Genomic DNA, 14271 nt, shown 5'->3' on the forward strand with positions numbered 1-14271 from the left:
CGGGACCCCGCTGCGGATCGGGAACGCCTCCGGGTTCTACGGGGACCGCGCCGCCGCCCTGCGCGAGATGCTGGAGGGCGGCCCGCTCCACGTCCTGACCGGGGACTACCTCGCCGAGCTGACCATGCTCATCCTGGGCCGCGACCGGCTGAAGGACCCCGGCCTCGGCTACGCCAAGACCTTCCTGCGGCAACTGGAGGAGGGCCTCGGGCTCGCGCACGAGCGCGGGGTGCGGATCGTCGCCAACGCGGGCGGCCTCAACCCCGCCGGGCTCGCGGCGGCCGTCCGGGAGCTGGCCGCGAAGACCGGCGTACCGGTCTCCGTCGCGCACGTCGAGGGCGACGACCTGCTGGGGCGCAGGGCCCTGCTGCCGTCCGGGGACGCCCTGACGGCCAACGCCTACCTCGGCGGCGGCGGGATCACCGCCTGCCTGCGGGCCGGTGCGGACGTGGTGGTGACCGGCCGGGTCACGGACGCGGCCCTGGTCAGCGGACCGGCGGCCTGGTGGTTCGGCTGGGAGCCCGGGGAGTACGACGCCCTGGCCGGCGCGGTGGCCGCGGGGCACGTGCTGGAGTGCGGCACCCAGGCCACCGGCGGGAACTACGCCTTCTTCGGCCGCCACGACGTGCGCCGCCCCGGCTTCCCGCTCGCCGAGATCTCCGCCGACGGCTCCGCGGTGGTCACCAAGCACCCCGGCACGGGCGGCGCGGTCACCGTCGGGACCGTCACCGCCCAGCTGCTGTACGAGACGCAGGGCGCGCGGTACGCGGGCCCGGACGTCACCGCCCGCCTGGACACCGTACGGCTGGCGCAGGTCGGGCCGGACCGGGTGCGGCTCTCCGGGACCCGCGGGGAGGCCCCGCCGGACACCCTGAAGGTGGGGACCACCCGGATCGGCGGCTGGCGCAACGAGACCGTGTTCGTCCTGACCGGCCTGGACGTGGAGGAGAAGGCCGCCCTGGTCCGGGAGCAGCTGTCCGGCGCGCTGGCCGGGGTCGCGGAGGCCCGCTGGACCCTGGCCCGCACCGACCGCGCCGACGCCGGCAGCGAGGAGGAGGCGAGCGCGCTGCTGCGGCTGGCGGTCCGGGACCCGTCCGCGGAGCGGGTGGGCCGGGCGCTGTCCTCGGCCGCGGTGGAGCTGGCCCTCGGCAGCTACCCCGGCTTCCACGTGACCGCCCCGCCCGGACCCGCCCAGCCGTACGGGGTGTTCACCGCCGCGTACGTGCCGGCGGCCGGGGTGCCGCACACCGCGGTCCTCGCCTCGGGAGAGCGCCTCGCGGTGCCGGTTCCGGGGGCGGTGCCTCCGGGGTCGGGGTCGGGGGCGGGACCGGCCGGGGGTGCCGTACCGCCCGGGAACGCCGTACCGACCGCAGGCGCCGTACCACCCGGGAAGGCCGTACCGCCCGCAGGCGCCGTACCACCCGGGAAGGCCGTACCCCCCGGTGCCCCCGCGCTGCCGCCCCCGCCCGGCGGGGACCCGGACCGGCCCCCCGCGGCGCACCCCGGGGGGACCCGGAGGGTGCCGCTCGGGACGCTGCTCGGGGCCCGCAGTGGGGACAAGGGCGGGGACGCCAACCTCGGCGTGTGGGCCGAGAGCGGGCCCGCCTGGGAGTGGCTGGACTCCGCCCTCACCACCGCCGCCCTGCGGGAGCTGCTCCCCGAGACCGCCCCCCTGGAGATCGTCCGGCACCGCCTCCCCGGCCTGCGCGCCCTCAACTTCGAGATCCGCGGCCTGCTCGGCGAGGGCGTGGCCGCCCAGCACCGGTTCGACCCGCAGGCCAAGGCCCTCGGCGAGTGGTTCCGCTCCCGGTACGCCGAGATCCCCGTCCACCTACTGCCCCCGGAGGTGAGCCGGTGACCCGGCTCGGCACCCGCATCGACCCCCGCGACCCCGAGTACGCGGCCCACCGGGCCACCGCCCTGGAGCGGCTCGCCGCCCTGGCCGCGGAGCACGCCAAGGCCCTCGCCGGCGGCGGCCCCAAGTACACCGAGCGGCACCGCGGACGCGGCAAACTGCTCGCCCGCGAGCGCATCGAGCTGCTCCTCGACCCGGACACCCCGTTCCTGGAGCTGTCCCCGCTGGCCGCGTGGGGCAGCGACTACCCCGTCGGCGCCTCGATGGTCACCGGCATCGGGACGGTCGAGGGCACCTCCTGCCTGATCACCGCCAACGACCCGACCGTCCGCGGCGGGGCCTCCAACCCGTGGACCCTCAAGAAGGCCCTGCGGGCCAACGAGATCGCCCGCGCCAACCGGCTCCCCTGCATCAGCCTGGTCGAGTCCGGCGGGGCCGACCTGCCCTCCCAGAAGGAGATCTTCATCCCCGGCGGGGCGATCTTCCGGGACCTCACCCGGCTGTCCGCCGCCGGTATCCCCACCCTCGCCGTCGTCTTCGGCAACTCCACCGCGGGCGGCGCGTACGTCCCCGGGATGTCCGACCACGTGATCATGGTCAAGGAGCGGGCGAAGGTCTTCCTCGGCGGCCCGCCCCTGGTCAAGATGGCCACCGGCGAGGAGAGCGACGACGAGTCCCTCGGCGGGGCCGATATGCACGCCCGCACCTCCGGGCTCGCCGACCAGCTCGCCCTGGACGAGCAGGACGCCCTGCGCCAGGCCCGCCGGGTCGTCGCCCGCCTCAACCACCGCCGCGCCCACCCCGAGCCCGGCCCGGCCGAGGAGCCCCTCTACGACCCGGAGGAGCTGCTCGGCATCGTCCCCGGGGACCTGAAGACCCCCTTCGACCCGCGCGAGGTCATCGCCCGGATCGTCGACGGCTCGGACTTCGACGAGTTCAAGCCCCTGTACGGCAGCAGCCTGGCCACCGGCTGGGCCTCCCTGCACGGCTACCCGGTCGGCATCCTCGCCAACTCCCAGGGCGTGCTGTTCAGCGAGGAGTCGCAGAAGGCCGCCCAGTTCATCCAGCTCGCCAACCAGCGCGACGTACCGCTGCTCTTCCTCCACAACACCACCGGCTACATGGTCGGCCGGGAGTACGAGCAGGGCGGCATCGTCAAACACGGCTCGATGATGATCAACGCCGTCTCGAACTCGAAGGTCCCGCACCTGTCCGTGCTCATCGGCGCCTCCTACGGCGCCGGGCACTACGGCATGTGCGGCCGGGCCTACGACCCGCGGTTCCTCTTCGCCTGGCCCAGCGCGAAGTCCGCGGTCATGGGCCCGCAGCAGCTCGCCGGGGTGCTGTCGATCGTCGCCCGCCAGTCCGCGGCCGCGAAGGGCCTGCCGTACGACGAGGAGGCGGACGCCGGGCTGCGCGCCCTCGTGGAGCAGCAGATCGAGTCCGAGTCCCTGCCCGTCTTCCTGTCGGGGCGCCTCTACGACGACGGGATCATCGACCCGCGCGACACCCGAACCGTCCTCGGCCTGTGCCTGTCCGCCGTCCACAACGCCCCCGTCGAGGGCGCCCGCGGCGGCTTCGGCGTCTTCCGGATGTGAGCCCCATGACCTCCTCCCCCGACCAGTCCCCGGTCACCTCCCTGCTGGTGGCCAACCGGGGCGAGATCGCGGTCCGCGTGTTCCGCACGGCCCGCGCTCTCGGCCTCACCACCGTCGCCGTGTACTCCGACGCCGACGCCGACGCCCTCCACGTCCGCGAGGCCGACGCCGCCGTACGGCTCCCCGGCGCCGCCCCCGCCGACACCTACCTGCGCGCCGACCTGATCGTCGCCGCCGCCCTCGCCGCCGGGGCCGACGCCGTGCACCCCGGCTACGGGTTCCTCTCCGAGAACGCCGGCTTCGCCCGCGCCGTCCTCGACGCCGGGCTGAACTGGATCGGCCCGCCCCCCGGCGCCATCGAGGCCATGGCCTCCAAGACCCGGGCCAAGGAGATCATGCGGGCCGCCGGAGTGCCCCTCCTCGACCCCGTCGACCCCGGTACGGCCACCGCCGGGGACCTCCCCCTGCTCCTCAAGGCCGCCGCGGGCGGCGGCGGGCGCGGGATGCGCGTGGTCCGCGAACTGGGCCTGCTGAAGACCGAACTCGACGCCGCGGCCGCGGAGGCCCGCTCCGCCTTCGGCGACGGCGAGGTCTTCGCCGAGCCGTACGTGGAGCGCGGGCGGCACGTGGAAGTACAGGTCCTCGCCGACGGCCACGGCACCGTCTGGGCCCTCGGCACCCGCGACTGCTCCCTCCAGCGCCGCCACCAGAAGGTCATCGAGGAGGCCCCCGCCCCCGGCCTGGACGGGGAGCTGCGCACCGCCCTCCACGAGGCCGCCACCGCCGCGGCGCGGGCCGTCGGCTACCGGGGCGCGGGCACGGTCGAGTTCCTCGTCACCGCCGCCGGCCGCCCGTACTTCCTGGAGATGAACACCCGCCTCCAGGTGGAACACCCCGTCACCGAGGCCGTCTTCGGCATCGACCTGGTGGCCCTCCAGCTGCGGATCGCCGAGGGCGCGGCCCTGCCCGCCGAGCCCCCGGCCCCCGCCGGGCACTCCGTGGAGGCCCGGCTGTACGCGGAGGACCCGGCCCGCGACTGGCGCCCGCAGACCGGCACCCTGCACGCCCTGGAGTTCCCCGAGGGGGTCCGGGTGGACACCGGGTACGAGGGCGGGGACCGGATCGAGGTCCACTACGACCCGATGCTCGCCAAGGTCGTCTCCCACGCCCCGACCCGCGCCGAGGCCGTCCGCATCCTGGCCGGGGCCCTGTCCCGGGCCCGGATCCACGGCCCGGCCACCAACCGCGAGCTGCTCGTCCGCTCCCTGCGCCACCCGGAGTTCGCCGCGGCCCGGCTCGACACCGGCTTCTACGACCGCCACCTCGCGGAGCTGACCGTGCAGGACCCCGGCGGCGGGGGCGCGGCGCCCCCGGCCCTGTCGGCCCTGGCGGCCGCCCTCGCGGAGTCCGTCCCGGCCCCCGGGGCCCCGCTCGCCGCCCGGCTCGGCGGCTGGCGCAACCTGCCCTCCGGGCCGCAGGTCCGCGCCTACCTCGCGGGGGAGGAGCAGTACGAGGTCCGTTACCGGACCACCCGCAGCGGCCCCGAACCCGAGCCCGGGACCTACCCGGAGCTGCGGGTGCTGTCCGTGGCCGCCGACCGCGTCGCGCTCGAAGTCGGCGGTGTCCGGCGGATGTTCCACGTGAAACACAATTCGAACAGCCCCGAGGTGTACGTGGACTCGCCCCTCGGCTCCCACACCCTCACCCGGGTCCCCCGGTTCACCGATCCCCGCGAGCGCACCGAACCGGGCTCGCTGCTCGCCCCCATGCCCGGCACCGTCGTCCGCGTGGCCGAGGGGCTCGCCCCCGGCAGCGCCGTCACCGCCGGCCAGCCCCTGCTCTGGCTGGAGGCCATGAAGATGGAGCACCGCATCCTCTCGCCCGCCTCCGGCACGCTCACCGCGCTCCACGCCGCCCCCGGCCGCCAGGTCGAGGTAGGCGCCCTGCTCGCCGTAGTCCAGGAGGAAACGCAGCCATGAGCCCCACCCCGGCCGTCACCGGCACCCCCGTCGAATCCGAAGAGCACCGCTCCCTGCGGGCGGCCGTGGCCGCGCTGGGCCGGCGCTACGGCCGCGAGTACCTGGCCAAGGCCGCCCGCGAGGGCCGCCACCCCGAGGAGCTGTGGTCCGAGGCCGCCAAACTCGGCTACCTCGGGGTCAACCTGCCCGAGGAGTACGGCGGCGGGGGCGGCGGGATCGCCGAACTGTCCCTCGTCCTCGAAGAGCTGGGGGCGGCGGGGTCCCCGCTGCTCATGATGGTGGTCTCGCCCGCCATCTGCGGCACGGTCATCGCCCGCTTCGGCACGGAGGAGCAGAAGCGGGCCTGGCTCCCCGGACTCTCCGACGGCACCAGGACCATGGCCTTCGGCATCACCGAACCCGACGCCGGGTCCAACTCCCACCGCATCACCACCACCGCCCGCCGCGAGGGCGGGGAGTGGGTGCTCACCGGCCGCAAGGTGTTCATCTCCGGGGTGGACATCGCCGACGCCACCCTCATCGTCGGCCGCACCGAGGACGCCCGCACCGGCCGCCTCAAGCCCTGCCTGTTCATCGTCCCCCGGGACGCCCCCGGCTTCACCCGCTCGCAGATAGACATGGAACTCCATGCCGCGGAGAAGCAGTTCGAACTCGTCCTCGACGAGGTCCGGCTGCCCGCGGGGGCCCTGGTCGGCGGGGGAGAGGGCGAGGACGCCGGACTCCTCCAGCTCTTCGCCGGCCTCAACCCCGAGCGGATCATGACCGCCGCCTTCGCGATCGGCATGGGCCGCTACGCCCTCTCCCGGGCCGTCGAGTACGCCCGTACCCGCCAGGTGTGGAAGGAGCCCATCGGCGCCCACCAGGCCGTCGCCCACCCCCTCGCGCAGGCCCACATCGAACTCGAACTGGCCCGGCTGATGATGCAGAAGGCCGCCCACCTCTACGACGCCGGGGACGACGCGGGCGCCGGAGAGGCCGCCAACATGGCCAAGTACGCTGCCGCGGAGGCCTGCGTCAGGGCCGTGGACCAGTCCGTCCACACCCTCGGCGGCAACGGCCTCACCCGGGAGTACGGCCTGGCCTCCCTGATCACGGCCTCCCGGGTGGCCCGGATCGCCCCGGTCAGCCGCGAGATGATCCTCAACTTCGTCTCGCACCAGACCCTGGGACTGCCGAAGTCGTACTAGGCCGCCCGCCCGGCAGACGGGACGAGCCGCCGGGCGGGCGGACCGCCGCCCGCCCGGCAGCCGCCCGACGAGCCCCGAGAACACCCGACCGGAACCGAAGGAACCAGAGGAAAGAGAGCGGCCGTGGACCCCGACGCCCCCCTGGTGGCCACCGCGCACGCGGACGGCATCACCACCCTCACGCTCGACTCGCCAGCCAACCGCAACGCCCTCTCCGCGGCCCTGGTCGAGGCCCTGCGCACGGCCCTGGCCGCCGCCGGTGCGGACCCGGACGTGCGCGCGGTGGTCCTGACCCACACCGGGGGCACCTTCTGCGCGGGCGCCGACCTGAAGTCCCCGTGCCACCCCGAGGAGTTCCTCGCCCTGCTCAACGAGATCGCGGAGCTGCCCAAGCCCGTCGTGGCCCGTGTGGACGGCCACGTCCGCGCGGGCGGACTGGGCCTGCTCGGGGTCTGCGATATCGCCGCCGCCGGCCCCGAGTCCACCTACGCCTTCACCGAATCCCGCCTCGGCCTGGCCCCCGCGGTGATCTCCATCCCGCTGCTGCCGCGTCTCGACCCGCGCGCGGCCGCCCGCTACTTCCTCACCGCGGAGCGCTTCGGCCCCGCCGAGGCCGTCCGGATCGGCCTGCTCACCCTCCACGCGGCCGCGGGCACCGGCGTCGACGAGGCCCTGGCCCCCGTACTCGCCGGACTGCGGGCCGCCTCCCCGCAGGGCCTCGCCGAGTCCAAGCGGCTCGTCACCGCCGCCGTACGGGCCGCCCTGGCCCGGGACGGGGAGCGGCTGACCGCCCTGTCGGCCCGGCTGTTCGCCTCCGACGAGGCCCGCGAGGGCATCACCGCCCTCCTGGAGCGCCGGGAGCCCTCGTGGGCACGGTGACCGCACCCAAGCAGGACCGCAGCCGCGCCACCCGGCAGCGGCTCCTCGAAGCCGCCGTGACCTGCCTGGCCGAGCACGGCTGGGCGGGCTCCACCGTGTCCGTGGTCGCCGAACGCGCCGGGGTCTCCCGCGGGGCCGCCCAGCACCACTTCCCCACCCGCGAGGACCTGTTCACCGGCGCCGTCGAGTACGTGGCCGAGGAGCGCTCCGCGGCCCTGCGCGGCCTGTTCGGCGGCGCCCCCGCCGCCCGGACCGCCGTGGTCGCCGCCCTCGTCGACCTGTACACGGGCACGCTCTTCCGGGCCGCGCTCCAGCTGTGGGTGGCCGCCTCCCACGAGGAGCAGCTGCGCGCCCGGGTCACCGAGCTGGAGGCCCGCGTCGGCCGCGAGAGCCACCGGATAGCCGTGGAGCTCCTCGGCGCCGACGAGTCCCGCCCCGGGGTCCGCGAGAGCGTGCAGGGCCTGCTCGACATGGCCCGCGGCCTGGGCCTCGCCAACATCCTCACCGACGACACCGCCCGCCGCGCCCGCGTGGTCGCCCAGTGGGCCCGGATCCTCGACGCCGCCCTGGCCGGGGACGGCACCGGCCCCCTCCGCAGCGCGGAAGGGGCCGGTATCCGGCACTAGCGCCGGCCGTCCAGGCGGCGCAGGCGGTGCTGGGGGCTCAGGCGGTGCTGGCGATGTCCGCGTAGCCCTCGATCTCGCGCGGGTCCCGGGTGCCCGGGCCGATGTACCGGGCCGAGGGGCGCACCAGGCGGCCCGTGCGCTTCTGCTCCAGGATGTGCGCCGACCAGCCGGCGGTGCGGGCGCAGGTGAACATCGAGGTGAACATGTGCGCCGGGACCTCCGCGAAGTCCAGCGTGATCGCCGCCCAGAACTCCACGTTCGTGGCCAGCACCCGGTCGGGACGGCGGGCGTGCAGCTCCTCCAGGGCGGCCTTCTCCAGCGCCTCCGCCACCTCGAAGCGGGGCGCGCCCAGCTCCTTGGCCGTACGGCGCAGGACGCGGGCCCGCGGGTCCTCGGCGCGGTACACGCGGTGTCCGAAGCCCATCAGCCGCTCGCCCTTGTCCAGGGCCTTCTTCACGTACGCCACCGCGTCGCCGGTGCGCTCGATCTCCTCGATCATGCCGAGGACGCGGGACGGGGCGCCGCCGTGCAGCGGGCCGGACATGGCGCCGACCGCGCCCGACAGGGCCGCGGCCACGTCGGCGCCGGTGGAGGCGATCACCCGGGCGGTGAAGGTGGAGGCGTTCATGCCGTGCTCGGCGGCGGAGGTCCAGTACGCGTCCACGGCCTTGACGTGCTTGGGGTCCGGCTCGCCGCGCCAGCGGATCATGAACCGCTCGACCACGGACTCGGCCTTGTCGATCTCCTTCTGCGGGACCATCGGCAGGCCCTGGCCCCGCGCGGACTGGGCCACGTACGACAGCGCCATGACCGCGGCGCGTGCCAGGTCGTCGCGGGCGGTCTGCTCGTCGATGTCGAGCAGCGGTTTCAGACCCCACACCGGGGCGAGCATCGCCATTGCGGACTGCACGTCCACCCGGATGTCACCGGAGTGGACCGGGATCGGGAAGGGCTCGGCGGGCGGCAGGCCGGGGTTGAAGGCACCGTCGACCAGCAGGCCCCACACGTTCCCGAAGGACACGTGGCCGACCAGGTCTTCGATGTCTACGCCCCGGTACCGCAGCGCCCCGCCCTCCTTGTCCGGCTCGGCGATCTCCGTCTCGAACGCGACGACTCCCTCGAGCCCGGGTACGAAGTCGGACATCAGGCGGCTCCTCTATCTCGTGCGAGGTACGGCTATGACCATGGGTCAGGATGGGCGGTTGCGTACATCTTTGTACGGATCCGCGCACTACGCGGTTCGGCCCGGCCGTGCGGAATCACTCCCGTCATGCCCCGCGCGGACGTGAAATACGGCGGCCACCGCGGACCGGCCTCAGAATTTTGTCCGCTCCGGCGGGCCCGCGGAAGCGTGACATCCGGCACACGCACCCGACCGCCCCCCGAAGGCTTCGGCAGCCCCCGGGCGGGGTAGAACGGGCCTGCTGCGGCAGGATGGCCGTGTGCCGAACAAGGACCTTGACCCCGCCGCCATGCGCCGGCAGTACCGCTCGGAGCTCGTGGCCGAGGACAGCCTCGCCGCCGACCCGATGGACCAGTTCGCCCGGTGGTTCCGGCAGGCCGCGGAAGCGAACCTCTTCGAACCCAACGCCGTGGTCGTCTCCACGGCCACCGCCGACGGCCGCCCCAGCTCCCGCACCGTGCTGCTGAAGCAGTTCGACGCCCGCGGCTTCGTCTTCTTCACCAACTACGGCTCCCGCAAGGGGCGCGAGATCGCGGAGAACCCGCACGTCGCGCTGCTCTTCCCCTGGCACCCCATCGCCCGGCAGGTGATCGTCACGGGCACCGCCTCCCGCATCGGCCGCGACGAGACCGCCGCGTACTTCCGCTCCCGGCCGCACGGCTCGCAGCTGGGCGCGTGGGCCAGCGAGCAGTCCACCGTGATCGCCTCGCGGGCCGACCTGGACCGGCGGTACGCCGAGCTCGCGGCCCGCTATCCCGAGGGGGAGCAGGTGCCGGTGCCCACGGAGTGGGGCGGCTACCGGGTCGTCCCCGAGGCGGTGGAGTTCTGGCAGGGCCACGAGAACCGGCTCCACGACCGGCTGTACTACGTCCGCGACGGCGAGGAGTGGCGCGTCGACCGGCTCTGCCCCTGACCCTGCGGGCGGGGGCGCACACGCAGACGACCCGCGGGCTCGGGTTCCTCTCCTGCAGTGAGAGGAGCCGGCCGGACGTACCGGCGAGCCCGCGGGTCGGGTGACTGCTTGGAACTGGGCCGGCGATCCGCCGGCACCGCACTGGGTGCGTGCGACAACGGGCGTCAGCCCGCAGTCACCTCACGCGTCCGGTTGCCGTACATTTCCGGAACCACCTCCCTTCTCGTGTACCCCCACGCTAAATCCGCCCCACAACCCCGGGCAACCGAATTAATCCCGCCGCCCACCGAGCCGGGCCGGCGGGCCGCGGCCCGCGACTCCGGGCCGCCTGACCCCGGCCCCGGGTGACCGCGCCCGGCCACCGCTGCGCGGGGTCTTTCCCCTACCCGCCCCTTCCCGAACTGGGGCTCCGCCCCAGACCCCGCGCCTCAAACGCCGGCGGGGCTGGAATGTGCCGCCTGCGGCGGCAACTCCAGCCCGCGCAGGGGGTCCCCCCGGACGAAGTCTGGGGGAGTTTGAGCGCACCGGGCGCGCAGCGCACGGAACGGGGGTCCGGGGGCCTGCCCCCGGTTTCGGGAAGGGGCGGGGTGGGGAACAGCCCCGCGCAGCGGGAGGGGATTGGTCGGACCGGGGGGATTTCGCGGAACTTCGCGGAACTTCGCGGAACACGGTGTGTGCTGGGTCACGTTGGAGTTGAATGATCTGACGTGCCGCACACGCGAACACCTGCGGGGGGTGCCGGGTGAGTGCTTCCGGGCGCAGCGAGACCACCGACGACCTACTGGCCGCCCTGCTGGACGGCATGGACGCCGCCCTGTGCGCCTTCGACGCCGACGGCGTCGTCACGCACTGGAACCGCGAAGCCGAACGCATCCTCGGCTGGTCCGCCGCCGAAGCCGTCGGCCGCCGCGGCTTCGCCGGCTGGGCCGCCAGACCCGCCGACGCGGAGGACGTGGCCCGCCGCCTGATGGCCGCCCAGGAGGTCCCCGGCCGCCAGGTCCACGAGTTCGCCCTGGTCACCAAGGGCGGCGGCCGCGTCCTGGTCCGCACCCAGTCCGCCCGCGTCCCCGGCGCGCCCGGCAAGCCCGCCGGGGTCTACTGCGCCTTCAGCGAGGTGCACACCCAGATCGACCTGGAGCGCTCCATCGCCCTGAGCGAGGCGCTCCTCGACGACGCCTCCTGGGGTGTGGTCCTGGTCGACGTGGACCTGCGCCCCGCCGTCGTCAACGCGCACGCGGCCCGCGCCTTCGGCACCGGCCGGACCGCGCTCCTCGGCCGCCCCCTCGGCGACCTGCTGGACCAGGGGGCGGAGGAGCTGGAGGGCGCCCTCCACCACGTGCTCGCCGAGGGCGCCCCGCCCGCCCCCGTGGAGCTGTGGGTGTCCGTCCGCACCCCCGAGGGGCTGCGCCGCCGCTGCTGGCGCTGCGGGTTCCTGCGGCTGGCGTCACCGCTCGCGGAGGAGCCCGTACCGCTCGGGGTGGGCCTGCTCTTCCAGGACGTGACGGAGTCCCGCCGGGCCGAGCTGGACACCGCCCAGCTGAAGTTCCGCACCAACCAGCTGCACCGCGCCGACCGGGCCGCCGCCGAGTGCGAGGACCCCGCGGAGGCCGTGCTCGTACGGCTCGACTTCGCCCTCGCCGGGTTCGCGGACCACGCCCTGGTGGACCGGGCGGCGGGCGAGGGCCGGCTGGCGCGGGTGTGCGCCTCGCCGCCGCAGTCGGCCCCGGCCGGGCTGGTCCCGGTGCGGCCCGAGCCGGGGCATCCGGCGCTCCGGGCCCTCGACCGGGTGGGCCCGGTCCGGATCAGCAGTCCGGCCAGGCTGCCGGACGGCTGGCCGGAGGGCGTGGCGCACGGGCTGTGCGCCGTGCTGCGCAGCCGCGGCCGCAGCCTGGGCACGCTGACCTTCCTGCGCTCGGCCGCCCGGCCCGCCTTCGAGCGCCCGGACGCGGTGTACGCCGAGCAGGTCGCGGCCCGGGTGGCGGCGGACCTGGACATGGCCGCCCTCGCGGCCGTGGCGGACCCGGCAGGGGGCCCGTGAGCGCGTTCCCGCCGGGCGCGTGACAGCCCTCGGTACCAGTACCCGTACCGGTGGCGGTACCGGTTGGGCGTCAGTGCCGGTAGAAGATGCGGTCCCGGTACTCGGTCATGACCCGGTCGTTCCACTCGTGGCCGCCGTCCACGTTGCCCGAGCGCAGCATCGGCGGCTCGATCCCGCGGGCGACGAGCCCCTCCGCGGCGGCGGCCAGCACGGACTGCATGATCGCGCTGGTCACGACGGTGGAGGCGGGGGCGAAGGGGGCGTCGATCCCGTCCAGGGTCAGTTCCGCGTCCCCGACCGCGATCTTGCTGTCGAGGACGATGTCGCAGTGGTCCTTGAGGAAGCTGCCGGAGGAGTGCCGGGACCGGGTGCCGGTGGTGTAGGCGACCGAGGTGAGGCCGATGACCTTCAGGCCGAGGGCGCGGGCGTTCACGGCCATCTCCACGGGCAGGGCGTTGCGCCCGGACAGGGAGATGATCACGAGCACGTCGCCCGCGCGGGCGGGGCTGGTGTCGAGGACCGCCCCGGCGAGGCCGCCGACGCGCTCCAGCGCGCTGCCGAGGGTGGCGGGCATGACGTCGACGCCGGCGGTGCCGGGGACGGCGAGGAAGTTCATCAGGGCCAGGCCGCCGGCCCGGTAGACCACGTCCTGCGCGGGCAGCGAGGAGTGTCCGGCGCCGAAGGCGAAGAGCCGGTTGCCGGCCGCCACGGCCTGCGCCATCGCCTCCCCGGCGGCCGCGATCTGCGCGGCCTCCTCGTCGCGGACCCGCTGCAGCAGCCCGATCGCCGCGTCGAAGAACTGACCGGCCAGCTTGCTCTCGCTCATGCGCCGAGGACCCTTCCGGGGTGGGGTGCGTCCGTGTCGCCGATCACGGTGCGGTCTGGACCATCTGCCTGTCAATACGCGGGTCAACCGGTGGACCGGGCCCCGTCCGGCGCCGGGCTCCCCGGGAGGAGGCAGCCGGGCTGCCCCTGGCGCGGGACGGTTCCCGGCGGTATGCGTCAGAATTGGTGCCAGGGCCAGCGCACGCTACTGAGGGGCACGTATGTCCGGACTGATCGACACCACGGAGATGTACCTCCGCACCATCCTCGAACTGGAAGAGGAAGGTGTGGTCCCCATGCGCGCCCGGATCGCTGAGCGGTTGGACCAGAGTGGTCCGACGGTCAGCCAGACGGTGGCCCGCATGGAGCGCGACGGCCTGGTGGCCGTAGCCAGCGACCGGCACCTGGAGCTGACCGACGAGGGCCGCAAGCTCGCGACCCGCGTCATGCGCAAGCACCGCCTGGCGGAATGCCTGCTGGTCGACGTGATCGGCCTGGAGTGGGAGCAGGTGCACGCGGAGGCCTGCCGCTGGGAGCACGTGATGAGCGAGGCCGTCGAGCGGCGCGTGCTGGAGCTGCTGCGCCACCCGACGGAGTCCCCGTACGGCAACCCGATCCCGGGTCTGGAGGAGCTGGGCGAGAAGGCCGAGGCGGAGTCCTTCCTGGACGACAGCATGGTCGCCCTGTCGGAGCTGGACCCGGGCGCGGAGGGCAAGACCGTGGTCGTGCGGCGGATCGGCGAGCCGATCCAGACGGACGCGCAGCTGATGTACACGCTGCGGAGGGCGGGCGTGCAGCCCGGCTCCGTGGTGAGCGTGACGGAGTCCCCGGGCGGGGTGCTGGTCGGCAGCGGCGGCGAGGCCGCCGAGCTGGAGGCCGACATCGCGGCGCACGTCTTCGTCGCCAAGCGCTGAGCCCCGCACGGCCGAGTGCTCGGGCCGTCCCGCAGCCCCGCAAGTCCCCGGTGAATCTGGCGGAATGCGGGGCTGCGGCGCGTCGTGCGTGCAAGGCTGGGCGGAATGGCTTTCGTACGCGTCCAGCGGGCCTCGCTGTTCTTACGGGAAGGTCCCGGCGCCTTGCGGCGCCGGGACCCGTCCTCCCCTTGGCTGACCCGGAGCCCCGAGCTCCCAGGGTCAATCCCGCCGGACCGTCTTCCCCGAGCGGCCCGCCTCCCGATGAAGATCTCCC

The 14271-nt window shown here is 74.8% G+C and carries 11 protein-coding genes; 9 read left to right on the top strand and 2 right to left on the bottom strand.

Features of this window, described 5'->3' with window-relative positions; all coding sequences use genetic code 11:
* Nucleotides 1-67 precede the first annotated feature (67 nt).
* The 6 genes from ACZ7JZ_RS05730 (at nt 68) to ACZ7JZ_RS05755 (ending at nt 8124) form a co-directional block, all read left to right on the top strand.
* Nucleotides 68-1858 (top strand): acyclic terpene utilization AtuA family protein, encoded by a 1791-nt coding sequence (locus tag ACZ7JZ_RS05730; protein ID WP_470934168.1) that lies wholly within the window; start codon nt 68-70, stop codon nt 1856-1858.
* Nucleotides 1855-3453, top strand: a complete 1599-nt coding sequence (locus ACZ7JZ_RS05735) for an acyl-CoA carboxylase subunit beta (RefSeq protein WP_470933575.1) — start codon at nt 1855-1857, stop codon at nt 3451-3453. Before ACZ7JZ_RS05730 ends, ACZ7JZ_RS05735 begins: the two co-directional genes overlap by 4 nt.
* A gap of 5 nt (nt 3454-3458) precedes the next feature.
* Nucleotides 3459-5432, top strand: a complete 1974-nt coding sequence (locus ACZ7JZ_RS05740; protein WP_470933577.1) for an acetyl/propionyl/methylcrotonyl-CoA carboxylase subunit alpha — start codon at nt 3459-3461, stop codon at nt 5430-5432.
* Entirely contained in the window at nt 5429-6619 is a 1191-nt protein-coding gene (locus ACZ7JZ_RS05745; protein ID WP_470933579.1) for an acyl-CoA dehydrogenase family protein, read from the top strand. Before ACZ7JZ_RS05740 ends, ACZ7JZ_RS05745 begins: the two co-directional genes overlap by 4 nt.
* 123 nt (nt 6620-6742) lie before the next feature.
* Nucleotides 6743-7498 (top strand): enoyl-CoA hydratase family protein, encoded by a 756-nt coding sequence (locus ACZ7JZ_RS05750; protein ID WP_470933581.1) that lies wholly within the window; start codon nt 6743-6745, stop codon nt 7496-7498.
* Entirely contained in the window at nt 7486-8124 is a 639-nt protein-coding gene (locus tag ACZ7JZ_RS05755; RefSeq protein WP_470933583.1) for a TetR/AcrR family transcriptional regulator, read from the top strand. The genes ACZ7JZ_RS05750 and ACZ7JZ_RS05755 overlap by 13 nt, the downstream gene beginning before the upstream one ends.
* A 37-nt stretch (nt 8125-8161) precedes the next feature.
* On the opposite strand, the gene ACZ7JZ_RS05760 is transcribed toward ACZ7JZ_RS05755, so the two are convergent.
* Nucleotides 8162-9268: a citrate synthase 2 gene (locus ACZ7JZ_RS05760; protein WP_470933585.1), complete on the bottom strand. Its 1107-nt coding sequence runs from the start codon at nt 9266-9268 to the stop codon at nt 8162-8164.
* Nucleotides 9269-9596: 328 nt separating this feature from the next.
* On the opposite strand from ACZ7JZ_RS05760, the gene pdxH reads away from it, so the two are divergent.
* Both pdxH and ACZ7JZ_RS05770 read left to right on the top strand, forming a co-directional pair.
* Complete coding sequence (pdxH, locus tag ACZ7JZ_RS05765) at nt 9597-10220, top strand: pyridoxamine 5'-phosphate oxidase (RefSeq protein ID WP_470934170.1); 624 nt, start codon at nt 9597-9599, stop codon at nt 10218-10220.
* A 742-nt stretch (nt 10221-10962) separates the two neighbouring features.
* The gene (locus ACZ7JZ_RS05770; protein ID WP_470933587.1) at nt 10963-12258 is read left to right on the top strand and encodes a PAS domain-containing protein; all 1296 of its coding nucleotides are present in this window, start codon (nt 10963-10965) and stop codon (nt 12256-12258) included.
* Between the two features lie 70 nt (nt 12259-12328).
* Here the strand turns inward: ACZ7JZ_RS05770 and ACZ7JZ_RS05775 are convergent, their stop codons facing one another.
* Entirely contained in the window at nt 12329-13084 is a 756-nt protein-coding gene (locus ACZ7JZ_RS05775) for an SIS domain-containing protein (protein WP_470933589.1), read from the bottom strand.
* 220 nt (nt 13085-13304) lie between these two features.
* Between ACZ7JZ_RS05775 and ACZ7JZ_RS05780 the strand changes: the two genes are divergently transcribed.
* The gene (locus tag ACZ7JZ_RS05780; RefSeq protein WP_470933591.1) at nt 13305-13997 is read left to right on the top strand and encodes a metal-dependent transcriptional regulator; all 693 of its coding nucleotides are present in this window, start codon (nt 13305-13307) and stop codon (nt 13995-13997) included.
* Nucleotides 13998-14271: the final 274 nt, after the last annotated feature.

This window comes from Streptomyces sp. NPDC038213 (assembly GCF_055600495.1).